At 71.4% G+C, this 15019-nt stretch carries 10 protein-coding genes; 6 read left to right on the top strand and 4 right to left on the bottom strand.

Features of this window, described 5'->3' with window-relative positions; translation table 11 throughout:
• Positions 1–155: 155 nt before the first annotated feature.
• Genes ACWDVB_RS39405 through ACWDVB_RS39395 form a run of 3 tightly spaced genes read left to right on the top strand, consistent with a single transcriptional unit; the run spans position 156 to position 6164 of the window.
• A complete protein-coding gene (locus ACWDVB_RS39405; protein WP_451517692.1) occupies positions 156–971 on the top strand; it encodes an HlyD family efflux transporter periplasmic adaptor subunit in 816 nt (271 codons plus the stop codon).
• Positions 968–3259 carry an NHLP family bacteriocin export ABC transporter peptidase/permease/ATPase subunit gene (locus ACWDVB_RS39400; protein ID WP_451517691.1) on the top strand — a complete coding sequence of 764 codons (2292 nt, stop codon included), beginning with the start codon at positions 968–970 and terminating at the stop codon, positions 3257–3259. Before ACWDVB_RS39405 ends, ACWDVB_RS39400 begins: the two co-directional genes overlap by 4 nt.
• 1 nt (position 3260) lies before the next feature.
• Complete coding sequence (locus ACWDVB_RS39395) at positions 3261–6164, top strand: NHLP bacteriocin export ABC transporter permease/ATPase subunit (protein ID WP_451517690.1); 2904 nt, start codon at positions 3261–3263, stop codon at positions 6162–6164.
• Between the two features lie 42 nt (positions 6165–6206).
• Here ACWDVB_RS39395 and ACWDVB_RS39390 read toward each other — a convergent pair whose 3' ends face one another.
• On the bottom strand, positions 6207–7226 hold the full coding sequence (locus ACWDVB_RS39390) for a DUF5954 family protein (RefSeq protein ID WP_451517689.1): 1020 nt from the start codon (positions 7224–7226) through the stop codon (positions 6207–6209).
• Between the two features lie 166 nt (positions 7227–7392).
• On the opposite strand from ACWDVB_RS39390, the gene ACWDVB_RS39385 reads away from it, so the two are divergent.
• Entirely contained in the window at positions 7393–9000 is a 1608-nt protein-coding gene (locus ACWDVB_RS39385; protein ID WP_451517688.1) for an AMP-binding protein, read from the top strand.
• Here the strand turns inward: ACWDVB_RS39385 and ACWDVB_RS39380 are convergent.
• Positions 8978–9613 carry a GNAT family N-acetyltransferase gene (locus ACWDVB_RS39380; protein ID WP_451517687.1) on the bottom strand — a complete coding sequence of 212 codons (636 nt, stop codon included), beginning with the start codon at positions 9611–9613 and terminating at the stop codon, positions 8978–8980. The genes ACWDVB_RS39385 and ACWDVB_RS39380 overlap by 23 nt on opposite strands.
• Before the next feature lie 380 nt (positions 9614–9993).
• On the opposite strand from ACWDVB_RS39380, the gene ACWDVB_RS39375 reads away from it, so the two are divergent.
• Complete coding sequence (locus tag ACWDVB_RS39375) at positions 9994–11175, top strand: MFS transporter (RefSeq protein ID WP_451517686.1); 1182 nt, start codon at positions 9994–9996, stop codon at positions 11173–11175.
• On the opposite strand, the gene ACWDVB_RS39370 is transcribed toward ACWDVB_RS39375, so the two are convergent.
• Complete coding sequence (locus ACWDVB_RS39370) at positions 11141–11770, bottom strand: alpha-ketoglutarate-dependent dioxygenase AlkB (protein ID WP_451517685.1); 630 nt, start codon at positions 11768–11770, stop codon at positions 11141–11143. The genes ACWDVB_RS39375 and ACWDVB_RS39370 overlap by 35 nt on opposite strands.
• Positions 11771–11827: 57 nt before the next feature.
• Entirely contained in the window at positions 11828–12238 is a 411-nt protein-coding gene (locus ACWDVB_RS39365) for a hypothetical protein (RefSeq protein WP_451517684.1), read from the bottom strand.
• A gap of 857 nt (positions 12239–13095) precedes the next feature.
• On the opposite strand from ACWDVB_RS39365, the gene gcl reads away from it, so the two are divergent.
• Complete coding sequence (gene gcl / locus ACWDVB_RS39360) at positions 13096–14883, top strand: glyoxylate carboligase (protein ID WP_451517696.1); 1788 nt, start codon at positions 13096–13098, stop codon at positions 14881–14883.
• Positions 14884–15019: the final 136 nt, after the last annotated feature.

Genomic DNA, 15019 nt, shown 5'->3' with positions numbered 1-15019 from the left:
GGATCGAGGCCTACGTTGCGCCGTCCTCCCGACGCAACCGGAAGCAGGAGTTCTGGGGGCCTGGCGGCGTGCGGGCCATGTCCGACGACGGCGAGACGGACGCCACCGGCCAAGCAGCCGAGGCCAAGCGGCCACCGGCCCAGTAAGGAAAGCCCGTGCAGTTCCGCCAACAGGCCCTGTCCAAGCTGCAGTCGCCCGAGGAACTCGACCTGCCGGTGCGCTACGCCCGCCCCCAGGGCCTCCTCGTCCTCGCCGTCACCCTCGTCGTCATGGCCGCCGCGGGCATCTGGGCCGTGACCGGCTCGGTCTCCTCGACGCTCCGCGCGCCCGGCATCCTCACGCACGGCCAGGGCAGTTACGTCCTCCAGAGCCCCGTCACCGGACAGGTGACCGGCGTCCTCGCCGAGGAGGGCAAGCGCCTCACCGCGGGCGCGCCCGTGCTCGAAGTCCGTACGGAGCGGGGCGACAAGGTCGTACGCGCCATCGCCGCCGGCCGCGTGACCACCCTCGTCGCCAGGATCGGCACCGTCGTCACCACCGGCGCCGACGTCGCGACCCTGGAGCGCGTGGCGGGCCCCGACGACCCGCTCCTCGCGATGCTCTACGTACCCGCCGACAGAGCGGCCACCGTCCCCGTCGGCGCCTCGGTGGACCTCACCGTCCAGTCCGTGCCCCCACAGGAGTACGGGACGCTGCGCGGCCGGGTGAAGGCGATCGGGCGGGCCGCGCAGACCCGGCAGAAGATCACGGGCTTCCTGGGCGACAAGGAACTGGCCGGACAGTTCACGCAGGACGGGCCGCCCGTCGCCGTCCTCGTACGGCTCGAAAAGTCCTCCGCCACCAAGTCCGGTTACGCGTGGTCGACCGCTGCCCGCGGCGGCGGTCCGCCCTTCGCGCTCGACTCCATGACCCCGGCCACCGGCGCCTTCCACCTCGCCGAGCAGCGCCCGATCGATTGGCTGCTTCCGTGACCGCACCACACCCGAACCCCTCCCCGGTGCACCCGAACCAGCTGCCGCCCCCCGGCGGCCGTCGCAGGCACCGCCCCGAACCCCCGCAGCGCGGCCGCCGCCGTCAGGCGCGGCGTCCCGCGCCGAAGACCAAGCGGCAACGGACCGTCCGTACGCCCACCGTCCTGCAGATGGAGGCCGTGGAGTGCGGCGCCGCCGCCCTCGCCATGGTCCTCGCCCACCACGGGCGGCACGTCCCGCTGGAGGAGCTGCGCATCGCGTGCGGCGTCTCCCGTGACGGCTCGCGGGCCAGCAACGTCCTGAAGGCGGCGCGGAGTTACGGCCTGACGGCCAAGGGCATGCAGATGGAGCCGGCCGCGCTCGCCGAGGTCGAGGCGCCCGCGATCCTCTTCTGGGAGTTCAACCACTACGTCGTCTACGACGGCGCGGGGCGCCGCCTCGGCCGCCGGGGCGTGTACATCAACGACCCTGACAAGGGCCGCCGCTTCGTGCCCTCGGAGGACTTCGACACCAGCTTCACCGGGGTCGTCCTCGTCCTCGAACCGGGGGAGGACTTCCGCCCCGGAGGCCGTAAGCCCGGCATCCTCACAGCCCTCCCCGCGCGGCTGCGCGGCACCACGGGCACGATGCTCGCGGCCCTCCTGGCCAGCCTGCTGCTCGTCGCCGTCGGCGCGGCACTGCCCGCGCTCAGCCGGACGTACATCGACCTCTTCCTGATCGGTCATCAGACCTCGCTGCTCGGCGCGCTGTTCGCCTCGATGGGTGCGATGGTCGCGCTCACCGTCGTGCTGACCTGGCTGCAACAGGCGAACCTGCTGCGCGGCCGCATCATCTCCTCCACCCTCGGCAGCGCCCGCTTCCTGCGCCATCTGCTGCGCCTGCCCGTCACGTTCTACGCCCAGCGCAGCCCCGCCGACCTCGTGCAGCGCCTCGCGTCCAACGACGCCGTCGCCGAGACCCTGGCCCGCGACCTCACGGCCGCCGGGGTCGACGGCGTCGTCGTCCTCCTCTACGCGGCCCTGCTGTGGACGTACGACCCGCAGCTCACCCTCGTCGGCGTCGGCATCGCCCTGCTGAACGTCGTGGCGATGCGTGTCGTCATCCGGCTGCGCGCCACCGGCACCCAGAAGCTGCGTGCCGACAGCGCCAAGCTCACCAACACCTCGTACACCGGCCTTCAGTTGATCGAGACCATGAAGGCCACCGGCGGCGAGAACGGCTACTTCCGGCGCTGGGCGGGCCAGCACGCCACCACCCTGGAGGAGCAGCAGCGCCTCGGGGTGCCGAGCGCCTGGCTCGGTGTCGTCGCGCCGACCCTCGCGACGCTCAACAGCGCGCTGATCCTGTGGATCGGCGGCCTGCGCGCCGTCGAGGGGCATCTGTCGATCGGGCTGCTCGTCGCCTTCCAGGCCCTCGTCACCCGCTTCACCGCGCCGATCACCCGCCTCAACGGCGTCGCGGGCCGCATCCAGGACTTCGCCGCCGACGTCGCCCGCCTCAAGGACGTGGAGAACTTCCCCGTCGACACGCTCTACTCACGCCCCGAACCGGCCGCCAGCACCCGCCGCCTCAAGGGCCACGTCACCCTCGACGACATCACCTTCGGCTACAGCCCCCTCGACAAGCCGCTCCTGACCGGCTTCTCCCTGTCGGTCGGGCCGGGACAGCAGGTCGCGCTCGTCGGCGGGTCCGGCAGCGGGAAGTCGACTGTCTCCCGGCTGATATCGGGCCTCTACAGCCCGTGGGAGGGCACGATCCGCATCGACGGGCAGCGCCTGGAGGACATCCCGCGCGGCGCGCTCGCCGCCTCCGTCGCCTTCGTCGACCAGGACGTCTTCCTCTTCGAGGGCACGATCCGCGACAACGTCGCCCTGTGGGACCCCTCCATCCCGGACGACGCCGTCACCGCCGCCCTCAAGGACGCCTGCCTGTACGAGGTCGTCGCCCGCAGGCCCGGCGGCATCCACGGCCGCGTCGAGCAGGACGGACGGAACTTCTCCGGCGGGCAGCGCCAGCGCCTGGAGATCGCGCGGGCCCTCGTCCGCCGCCCCAGCATCCTCGTGCTCGACGAGGTGACCAGCGCCCTGGACGCCGGGACAGAGCAGGTCATCATCGACAACCTGCGCCGCCGCGGCTGCGCCTGCGTCGTCATCGCCCACCGTCTGAGCACCGTGCGCGACAGCGACGAGATCGTCGTACTCGACCACGGCCGGATCGTGGAACGCGGACGCCACGAACACCTCGTCGCCGCCGGCGGTCCCTACGCCGACCTGGTCAAGGAGCACTGACGTGACCACCCCGGCACCGGAGCACGCCTGCCCCGGCGACAGCGTCACCGCGGCCTTCGGCGCGCTCGGAACACCGGCCGACTGCACCGGCCTGCGCAGCGTGCACCTGGAGGGCCCGCAGGTGCTGTGGCTCGTCGTGGCCGGCGCCCTCGACCTGTTCGCGGTCGACGCCGCGCAGCAGGGCCACTGGCACTACCTCGGCCGCCTCGAACCGGGCACCCTGCTCCTCGGCCCCGTCGAAGGCCCTCAGCACACCCTGGTCGGACGCCCCCTCCAGGGCTGCGAGCTGCGCCGCGTCCCGCTGCGCGAGCTGTACCGCCCCGACTACGGCGACACGTGGTCGTACGAGCAGCAGTACCCCACGTCGTACGACACGGGGTACGACACGCGGGACGCGGCCCTGAGCCTCCTGGAGCACGCCTTCGCGCTCGGCATCGGACGCGGTCACCAGGTGCTGTTCGAGGCGCCGCTCGACAGCCGCACCATGGGCGACGACGTGGTGGCCGACGACGACATCCTCTGGATGCCGGTCGCGCCGGGCAGCGTGCAGTACGGGGCCGCCTACAGCGCGGAGGCCGCGGGCGAGCTGCTCGTGGACGCCGCGATGTGGCAGCGCATGGTCAACCAGCAGCACCGGCTGCTCTCGACCCTCGACCGCTGGATCGAACGCCTGGAGCGCGCCCACGAGGACCGCACGGCGGCCGGCATCAAGGCGGGCCGGAACGTCCGCGAGCAGGCCGACCGCACGCTGATCGCCTCCATCGGCCGTTCACGGAGGGGTGGTTCCCGGCGTACCGACTCCCGGGGCGGTGCCGACGCCACGTACGCGGCCTGCCGACTGGTCGCCGACGCGGCGGGCATCACACTGTCCGGCGCGGCGGAAGGTGGCACGAGGAGCGGGGCGGGGAGCGGCGTGGGGGGTGGCGTGGTGAGCGATCGGATCGATCCGGTGGAGCGGATCGCGGTGGCTTCGCGCATCCGCACCCGCGCCGTCCGGCTCGACGGCCGCTGGTGGCGCGAGAACACGGGCCCGCTGGTGGGGCACCGCGCCGCGAGCGGCACACCGGTCGCGCTGCTGTGGCGGCGCGGCGGCTACGAGGCGGTGCACCCCACGTCCGGGCGGCGCACCCGCGTCGACAAGACCAACGCGGACGAGTTCGAGCCGCAGGCCGTCATGTTCTACCGGCCGCTCCCCGAGGGGAGGTTGACGCCTTGGCGGCTGTTCCGCTTCAGTCTGCGGGGAACCGGCGGCGACGTACGCAACCTCGTGCTCGCGGGCCTGGTGACGGTCGTGATCGGCGCCCTCGTGCCGATCGCCACGGGACAGGTCCTCGGCGTGTACGTGCCGAACGCCGAGAAGAGCCTCATCGTCCAGGTGTCCCTGGCCGTCATGATCACCAGCATCGTTTCCGCGGCGTTCATGCTGCTCCAGAACCTCACCATCCTGCGGATGGAGGGCCGCATGGAGAGCGCGCTCCAACCGGCCGTCTGGGACCGCCTGTTGGGGCTGCCCACCCGCTTCTTCGCCGCCCGCTCCACCGGCGAACTGGCGAGCGCGGCCATGGGAGTCAGCGCCATCCGCCGCGTCCTGTCCGGCATCGGCCCCGTCGCCCTCCAGTCGGGCACGGTCGGCACCATGAACCTGGTCCTCCTGCTGGTCTACAGCGTGCCGCTGGCCCTCGCCGCGCTGGCGATGCCGGCCGTCATCGCCGCCGTGTTCCTCGCCCTCGGCCTGTGGGAGCTGCGCTGGCAGCGGCGCCTGGTCGTGCTCGGCAACAAGCTCAACAACCAGGCGTTCCAAACCCTGCGCGGCCTGCCCAAACTCCGCGTGGCGGGGGCGGAGAGCTTCGCGTACGCGGCATGGGCGGGGGAGTTCGCACGCAGCAGGGAGCTTCAGCAGCGGGCGGGCCGCATCAAGAACACCACGACGGTCCTGAACGCCGTCTACCTGCCGCTCTGCACCCTCATCATGTTCGTCCTGCTCGCGGGCCCGGCCCGCGGCAGCCTGACCGCGGGTGAGTTCCTCACCTTCAGCACCGCCGTGACGATGCTCCTGACGTCCGTCACGCAGCTCACCGGCGCGCTGATCTCGGCGGTCTCGGTGCTCCCGATGTTCGAGCAGATCAAGCCGGTCCTGGACGAGGCGCCGGAGGTGCGCGCCGGGAGCACACAGCCGGGCCGGCTCCAGGGCGGTATCGAGGCGCGAGGCCTGTCCTTCCGCTACACGGACGACGGCCCGCTGGTCCTGGACGACGTGTCCCTCTCGGTCCGGCCGGGCGAGTTCGTGGCCGTCGTCGGCCCGAGCGGCTGCGGCAAGTCGACGCTGCTCCGCCTCCTGATCGGCTTCGACGAACCGGTCTCGGGCAGCGTGCTCTACGACGGTCAGGACCTCTCCGCCCTCGACCAGGCGGCCGTACGCCGCCAGTGCGGGGTGGTCCTGCAGAACGCCCAGCCGCTCACCGGCTCCATCCTGGACTGCATCTGCGGCGCCGAGTCGTTCACGCAGGAGGAGGCGTGGGAGGCGGCGGCGATGGCGGGCCTCGCCGAGGACATCAAGCGCATGCCGATGGGTCTGCACACGATGATCTCCGGCGGCGGAGCGGTCTCCGGCGGGCAGCGCCAGCGCCTGATGATCGCCCAGGCCCTGATCCGCCGCCCCCGCGTCCTCTTCTTCGACGAGGCGACGAGCGCCCTGGACAACGAGACGCAGCGCACGGTCATCGACAGCACCCGCGCCCTCAACGCCACCCGCGTCGTGATCGCCCACCGCCTCTCCACCGTCATGGACGCGGACCGTGTCGTCGTCATGGCGGAGGGGCGGATCGTCGAACAGGGCCCGCCCGCGCAACTGTTGGCGGACACGGGTGGGCACCTGCGTGAACTGGTGCGCCGGCAGATGCGGTGAGGTGAGGTGAGGTGAGGTGAGGCTAGCCGGCCGAGCCGGGGTTCAGTCGTCGTAGTGGAGCGTCCCGTCCTCGTCCATGGTGGGATGCATCTTCATGGGGCCGTACGAGTCCAGGTCCGAGGGGCGGGGCCGCTCCGGGCCGTCGGGGCCGACGCGCACCAGCCGTTCGGTGCGGCAGATCCTGTACAGGGCGTCGCCCACGCGGACTTCGTTGGCGTGGCGGGCGGCCTTGAACTTCTCGGCGGCCCGCGCGTGCGCGGCCTTCTCCCGCTCGTCGAATTCGTAGAGCAGCGGCCACGATTCCGTCATGCCGTCGTACAGCACCTGACGGGCGTCGTGCGGGGTGGGCATCAGGGTGGTCCGCGGCTTCCACCCCTTCGCGCCGCGCTCGGCCACGCCGAAGCCGACGGGCAGCAGGACGATGGCGGGGTGGGTGGTGACGGCGCGCTTGGAGTCGGCTCGCACGTCGGCGGGGAACCGCGACCCGGTGTACGCGAACTCCCGCAGTCCCATCTTCAGGGCGCTCGACATCAGGCCGCCCTGGTCGGCGTCGGGGTCCAGGACGAAACCGAGGTCCGGGGACGGGCGGTCGGGCCGTCGGGCCCACGACCGGTCGGCCGGTTCCCGGTCCGTCGCCCGGGGCGGCTCCAGGCCGTCGGGGCCGGTACGCGCGAACTCGTCGCCCCGCACCACGCGGTAGCGCACGCCCAGGACCTCCAGCTCGTCGACCGGCTCCTGTTCGAGGATCGCGACCGCCGCCAGCAGATCGCGGCGTACGGCGGGGTCGTCGGTGTCGTCCTTGGCCTTGAACCACAGCAGCGAGTTCAGCGCGTCCCGCGCCTGTTGGGCCATGCCGTCCACGACCGGCTTCAGCAGCCGCCATTCCGGCCCGGCGGCGGGATCCTGTATGGCGAGCCCGAAGACGGGGCCTCGCACGGCGAGATTCGGATAGCGGTACGACGCCTCGACGGCGTCGGCCTCGGTCACCATCTCGGCGGGATCGTCGCGGCGCAACAAGCCGGCGTGAAGCTGATTGAGTTGTCGCTTCCAGTCATCACCCATGCACACATTGTGATGGGTGCGAGGGGGAGGGTGGGCCTGAATGCTTCAACTCGGTTGCTTCGAGTGAGTGCCTGTTGAGCGGCGTGTTGAGTGCCATGCTGAGTGGCATGTTGCCTGAAATCGAACGGCCCGGCTCGGGCGGGGCGTACCGCGAGGAGAACGTCCGGTGAGTGAACTTTCGTACGCGCACGGGACCAGCGGCACGCCCCTGCTCGGGGACACCATCGGCCGGAACCTCGACCGGGCCGTCGCGGCCTGGCCCGACCACGACGCCCTCGTGGACGTCGCCGCGGGTGCCCGTTGGACGTACGCCGAATTCGGCGCCACCGTCGAGCGGTTGGCGCGCGGATTCATGGGCGCGGGTGTCGCCAAGGGGGACCGGGTCGGGATCTGGGCGGTGAACTGTGCCGAGTGGGTGCTCGTGCAGTACGCCACCGCGCGCATCGGCGCGATCATGGTGAACGTCAACCCGGCCTACCGGGAACATGAGTTGGAGTTCGTGCTGAAGCAGGCGGGGGTCTCCGTCCTGGTCGCCTCGCAGGCCCACAAGAGCAGCGACTACCGCGCGCTCGTCGACGAGGTGCGGCCCCGCTGCCCCGGACTGCGCGCCGTCCACTACATCGGGGACGGAACGTGGGACGCGCTGCTCGACGCGGCCGCGTCGGTGGAGCCGGAGGAGCTGCGCGCCCGCGAGGCGGAGTTGAGCTGCGACGACCCGGTGAACATCCAGTACACCTCGGGCACCACCGGCTTCCCCAAGGGGGCCACGCTCTCCCACCACAACATCCTCAACAACGGCTACTGGGTGGGCCGTACGGTCGGCTACACCGAACACGACCGGGTCTGCCTGCCCGTCCCCTTCTACCACTGCTTCGGCATGGTCATGGGAAACCTCGGCATCACCTCGCACGGCGCGTGCATCGTCATCCCCGCACCGTCCTTCGACCCCGCCGCCACGCTGCACGCCGTCGAGCGCGAGCGGTGCACCTCGCTGTACGGGGTGCCGACGATGTTCATCGCGGAGCTGAACCTCCCCGACTTCGCGACGTACGACCTGAGTTCGCTGCGCACCGGCATCATGGCGGGCTCGCCCTGCCCCGTCGAGGTGATGAAGCGGGTGGTCGCCGAGATGCACATGGAGGAGGTCTCCATCTGCTACGGCATGACGGAGACGTCGCCCGTCTCCACGCAGACGCGCCGCGACGACGACCTGGAGCGGCGCACGGGCACCGTGGGCCGCGTCCTGCCGCACATCGAGGTGAAGGTCGTCGACCCGGCGACCGGCGTGACCCTGCCGCGCGGCGCCTCCGGCGAGCTGTGCACGCGCGGCTACAGCGTGATGCTCGGCTACTGGGACGAGCCCGAGCGGACCGCCGAGGTCATCGACTCCGGGCGCTGGATGCACACGGGGGACCTGGCGGTCATGCGGGAGGACGGCTACGTCCGGATCGTCGGCCGCATCAAGGACATGATCATCCGGGGCGGCGAGAACATCTATCCGCGCGAGATCGAGGAGTTCCTGTACGGCCATCCGAAGATCGCCGACGTACAGGTGGTGGGTGTCCCTGATGAACGGTACGGGGAGGTGCCGCTCGCGTGCGTGATCCTGCGGGGGCGGGACGACGATCTGACGCTGGAGCAGCTCCAGGCCTACTGCAAGGGGAAGTTGGCCCACTACAAGGTGCCGGCCGCGCTGCGGATCCTGGAGTCGTTTCCGATGACGGTCTCGGGCAAGGTACGGAAGGTGGAGCTCAGGGAGCGGTACGGGGAGTGACGTCCGGCGCCGTGACGTCCGCCATCGTGACGTCCGGCGTCAGGGGGCGGCGCATGCAGAGGCGGGGCCACCGGTCGAGACCCAGCTCCGTCTCGTGTGCGCGGATCTTCCGGAGGGCCGGTGTGAGTTGGGCCTCCGCGAGCGGGTGGAAGCCGATGCGGGCGTAGTACGGGGCGTTCCAGGGGACGTCGGTGAACGTCGTCAGCGTGAGCGAGGTCCGGCCCTCCGCGCGTGCGAGGCGGGCTGCGTGCTCGATGAGGGCGCGGCCGATGCGGTGGCGGGCGGCGCGGGGATGCACGGAGACTTGCTCGATGTGCTGGCACGTGTCGTCTGCGTCTGCACCTGTGCCCGCGTCTGTGCCCGTGTCCGTGCCCGTGCCCGCGTCCGTCGCCTCGCGGAGGGGCTCGCTGAGCAGATATGCGACGGGGGTGCCGTCCTCACCCACGGCGACCCACGCCCGCCCCGCCCGGCGGAAACGGTCCAACTCCTGGATGCTGGGCGGCTCGTCATCCGCGATGGCATCCATACCGAGGTCACGGAAGACTTCACCTGCGGCGCGTTCGATGTCCTGGAGGAGGGGGAGCTCGGGGGCGGTGGCGGGGCGGATCAGCATGGGGCGAGTATGCCTGGGGTGGGCGGGCGGCGCCGTCGGGACGGGCGGCGTCAAGTGTGCTCCGGACAAAACCGGTTGTGCCGCGGCGGACCGCCGGGGATCGTGTGCCGGTGATCGAGAGAGCGACCGGCCGCGGCGCGCGGCCCGAGGAGACGGGGCCGACCGGGGGCTCATCCGCGCGGCCTGGTTCTACCGTGCCGCCGGGTTCTTCCGTGCGGCTCGGTTCGTCCGTGCAGGTCGGTTCTCCTGCGCTGTCCAGCGCTTCCGTGCCGCCCAGTCCTTCTGCGCCAACCATCCCTTCCGTACCGTCCGGCTCTTCCGCGCAGGCAGGTTCCTCTGCGCCGCCCGGTCCCGTGGCGCCGCCCGCTCTAGGGCGAGGCATGGTTCTGTTGCTCGCCGTCGTCTGCGGGATAGCCGTTGGCAACGTGTACTTTCCGCAGGCCGTCAGCCCCTTGGTCGGTGAGGGGCTGCATGTGTCGCCCGATACCGCCGCTCTGGTGGTGACGGCGACGCAGTTCGGTTACGCGGGCGGGATCTTTCTCCTCGTACCGCTCGGTGACCGTATCCCCTACCGGCGGCTCATCGGCGCGCTGCTCTCGTTGGCCGGGATCGGGCTGCTCGGTGCGGGCCTCGCGCCGGGCCTGGTGCCGCTCGTCGTCGCGAGCGGTCTCGTCGGCGTCACCACAGTCATCGCGCCGATCATCGCGCCCATGGCGGCGGGCCTCGTCCCCGACGACCGGCGCGGCGCCGTCACCGGCACCCTGCTGAGCGGCTCGATCGGCGGCATGCTGCTGTCCCGTGCCTTCGGCGGAAGCCTCGGGGAGTGGCTGGGCTGGCGCGCCCCGTATCTGACGACGGCGGCCATCGCGCTGCTCATCGCGCTCGTCCTCTCCCGCGCCCTGCCGAAGACCACCGCACCCTCCCGCCAGAGCTACCCCGCGCTGCTCGGTGAGTCGCTCAGACTGCTCCGCACCGAGCCGGAGCTGCGGCGCTCCGGTTTCTACCAGGCGATGCTCTTCGGCGGGTTCTCCGCGCTGTGGACCGGCGTCGCGCTGCTGCTGACCGGCCCCACGTACGGGCTGGGCGCCTCCGCGGTCGGCCTGCTCGCCCTCGTCAACGCCGGGACCATGATCTGTACGCCGGTAGCGGGACGCCAGGTGGACCGGCGGGGGTCCGACGCGGTCAACCTCGTATGCATCGTCGCCGTCCTGGTGGCCGCCGGGCTGCTTGTGCTCGGTGACCTCGGTGGGGCGGCGGGGCTCATCGCGCTCGCCGTGGGGTCACTGGTGCTGGACGTCGCGATGCAGTCGGGCATGGTCGCCAACCAGATGCGGATCTTCGCGCTGAGCGACGAGGCGCGCTCCCGGCTCAACACGGCGTACATGACGTGCGCCTACCTCGGCGGAAGCGTCGGCTCCTGGCTCGGGACGCGCGCCTACGGCGCCTTCGGCTGGCCAGGAGTCTGCGGGCTCGTGGCGGTGCTGGCCGCGCTGGCCCTCGTACGTCATCTGCTGCACCGGAGATCTCTCACCGCACTCCGTGCGGGCGGAACTGGATGCTGATGCGTCCCCCGGTGGCCCGGGTCGACTTGGGGACGGCGTGTTCCCAGGTCCGCTGGCAGGAGCCGCCCATCACGATCAGATCGCCGTGCCCGAGTGGGTGGCGGACCACCTCACCGCCGCGGCGCGGGCGCAGCAGCAGGTCGCGAGGTGCTCCTACGGAGAGGATGGCGACCATCGTGTCCTCGCGGTCGCCCCGGCCGATGCGGTCGCCGTGCCACGCCACGCTGTCGCGCCCGTCGCGGTAGTGACACAGGCCGGCCGTCGTGAACTCCTCGCCGAGTTCGGCGGCGTAATGCGCGGAGAGCGCGCGTCGCGCCTCGTCGAGCACGGGGTGCGGCAGGGGCTCACCGGAGCGGTAGAAGGCGAGGAGGCGCGGTACGTCCACGACCCTCTCGTACATCTGCCGGCGCTCGGCCTGCCACGGGACGTCCGTGGCGAGGTGTTCGAACAGGGCGTCGGCACCGGTGAGCCAGCCCGGCAGCAGGTCGATCCACGCTCCGTCGCCGAGGACTGTCCTGCGGGTTCCGTCCAGGGAGCGCAGGTGTGTGTCGTCGCTCTGATCGAAGAGTGAGCCTTGGAGCTGGTGCCGTGCCATGGGACCAGCGTACTCCCCTAATCGAACATGCGTACGTAGTGCGGTCCGCGCCCCGCCTCAGGCGCCGGTCGCGACGAGTTCTTCCGCCGCGCCGTTGACCGGCTGGGGTGTGCCGGTGGCGTCCATGGTGAACAGCGGCATGCCGAGCGAGTCCGCGCGGGCGCGGGCCTGCTCCGTGTACCCGGCCAGGGAGAAGAAGGCGTAGCTGACGGGGGTTGTGTCGGCGTCGGCGGTGTCCGTGGTGTCCGTGGTGTCGGTGGGGCTGGTCATGGCCGTCAGCCACAGGCATTCGACGTCGCGCACGGTGGTGCGCCTCGCGCCCGGGTCGACCTGGGCGAGCATCCCGCACGCGGTGATCCGCGCCCCCGAGGGCGGGCGGCGGGCGGCGCTGCGGGTATTGCGGTACCCGAGCCACCGCAGATACAGCGCGGCCACGGTCACGGCGTCGCGCCCGTCCCGGATCGTCACCGGCCGAAAGGCGGGCCGGGGGCGCGGCACGGTACGGGGCGGCGGGATGCGGGCGGGGCCGGGAGGGGCTTCGCCGGGCTTCGGGATGTGGGCGGGGGCAGGGGCGGCAGGAGCTTCGCCGGGCCGGCACTGCGGAGGAACCGGGGCGTCTCGCGCCGCCCGCCCGCCAGGCCCCGGCGCCGTCACCCCCGGAATCACCGGTACACGCAGAACCGCCCCGCACTCGCAGTCCAGCTCGGGCTGCGGCCACCGCCCCTCTCGGCCGCAGGCCCCGCAGCGGACCGCTACCCACTCCTCCGCCCAGCTCCGGTCGGCCACCGGAGTCGCCGGTGCGCCGGGGGTCACCGGCGGGGTCACGGCGGCGCCGCACACGCATGGCAGGGAGGGTGCGGCGTACAGATGTTCGCGCCGACAACCCGGGCACCGCACCGGCACACCGGCGCCACCGTCCACCATCGTCACCACCACCCACGTCCGCCCACGTCTGCCACATCCGCGTCTGCCTCTGCCTACGTCCATCCAAGGCGGCCCGCATCGCACCGGACCGCCCCGTGCTCCACAGGCAGCCGTCATGCCACCCCCGCGCCGCCTCCCGCCTCTCCGCCATCCTCCACCCGACCGGCGCCCGGCGTAGCGAGTTGGGGCAAAGCCGTGGGCCGGCCCCGCCCGGTGGAGGCCCGGATCGCTGATGTCTCTTGACGGTCTCCGGCACACCGCCTTACATTGCTTCCATATAGCAGAACATTCTTTCCACAATGCGGAAACAGAAGCTCACCGCGGGGCGCGACGGGAGCCGGATCCGCCAGCCGTATCCGGCAGCCGAAAAGCTGTCGAAGCTGTCGAAGCAGGAGAACCTCATGGCTCGTATGACCGCTGTCCGCGCGGCAGTTGAGATCCTCAAGCGCGAAGGTGTCGTCAACGCGTTCGGTGTGCCCGGCGCCGCGATCAACCCCTTCTACAAGGCGCTCAAGGAGGGCGGTGGCATCGACCACACCCTCGCGCGCCACGTCGAGGGCGCCTCGCACATGGCCGAGGGCTACACCCGGTCCAACCCGGGCAACATCGGCGTCTGCATCGGCACGTCGGGCCCTGCGGGCACCGACATGATCACCGGCCTGTACTCCGCCATCGGTGACTCCATCCCGATCCTCTGCATCACCGGCCAGGCGCCGACGCACCTCCTCCACAAGGAGGACTTCCAGGCGGTCGACATCGCGACGATCGCCAAGCCGGTGACCAAGATGGCCGTCACCGTCCTGGAGGCCGCGCAGGTCCCCGGCGTCTTCCAGCAGGCCTTCCACCTGATGCGCTCGGGCCGTCCGGGCCCGGTCCTCATCGACCTGCCCATCGACGTCCAGCAGACCGAGATCGAGTTCGACCCGGAGACGTACGAGCCGCTGGCCGTCTACAAGCCGACCGCGACCCGCGCCCAGATCGAGAAGGCGATCACGTTCCTGGTCGAGTCGGAGCGGCCGCTGATCGTCGCGGGCGGCGGCATCATCAACGCCGACGCCTCCGACCTCCTCGTCGAGTTCGCCGAGATCACCAACACGCCGGTGGTGCCCACCCTGATGGGCTGGGGCACGATCCCCGACGACCACGACCTGAACGCCGGCATGGTCGGCCAGCAGACCGGCCACCGCTACGGCAACGCGACGTTCCTGGAGTCGGACTTCGTCCTCGGCATCGGCAACCGCTGGGCCAACCGCCACACCGGCTACAAGCTGGACGTGTACACCAAGGGCCGCAAGTTCGTGCACGTCGACATCGAGCCGACCCAGATCGGCAAGATCTTCGCGCCCGACTACGGCATCGCGTCGGACGCCAAGGCCGCCCTCGAACTCTTCGTCGAGGTGGCGAAGGAGCTGAAGGCCGCGGGCAAGCTGCCCGACCGCTCGGAGTGGGTCGCCTCCCACCTGAAGCGCAAGGAAACCCTCCAGCGCCGTACGCACTTCGACAACGTCCCCATGAAGCCGCAGCGCGTCTACGAAGAGATGAACAAGGCCTTCGGCCCCGAGACGCGGTACGTGACGACGATCGGCCTCTCGCAGATCGCCGGCGCCCAGATGCTGCACGTCTACAAGCCGCGCCACTGGATCAACTGCGGCCAGGCCGGCCCGCTCGGCTGGACCATCCCGGCCGCGCTCGGCGCCGCGAAGGCCGACCCGGAGACCCCGGTCGTGGCCCTCTCCGGTGACTACGACTTCCAGTTCATGATCGAGGAACTGGCGGTCGGCGCGCAGCACCGCATCCCGTACGTCCACGTCCTCGTCAACAACGCCTACCTGGGCCTGATCCGCCAGGCGCAGATCGGTCTGGACATCAACTTCCAGGTCAACCTGGAGTTCGAGAATCAGAACAGCCCCGAGCTGGGCGTCTACGGCGTCGACCACGTCAAGGTCGCCGAGGGCCTCGGCTGCAAGGCGATCCGCGTCACCGACCCGGCGGATCTCGCCGACGCCTTCGAGCGGGCCAAGAAGCTCGCGGCCGAGCACCGCGTGCCGGTGGTCGTCGAGGCGATCCTGGAGCGCATCACGAACATCTCGATGAGCCCGACGGCGGACATCAGCGCCGTCAAGGAGTTCGAGGAGATCGCGACGGAGCCGGGCCACGCGCCCACGGCGATCCGGCCTCTCAAGGTCTGACACCCGCCACGCCGACTGGGGCGGTCCACCCGAGGGGGGTGCCCCGACGGGGCGGCCGTGCGGCAGGTGGCGGAGCGGCTGCTCCCGCACCTCGCCGCGGGCTCGCTGATCGTCGACACGGGCTCATCGGCGCCCG

The sequence above is a fragment of the Streptomyces sp. NPDC003379 genome, from assembly GCF_053589195.1.
The sequence above is the reverse complement of the archived record's forward strand: the minus strand, read 5'-3'. Positions and strand labels throughout refer to the sequence as shown.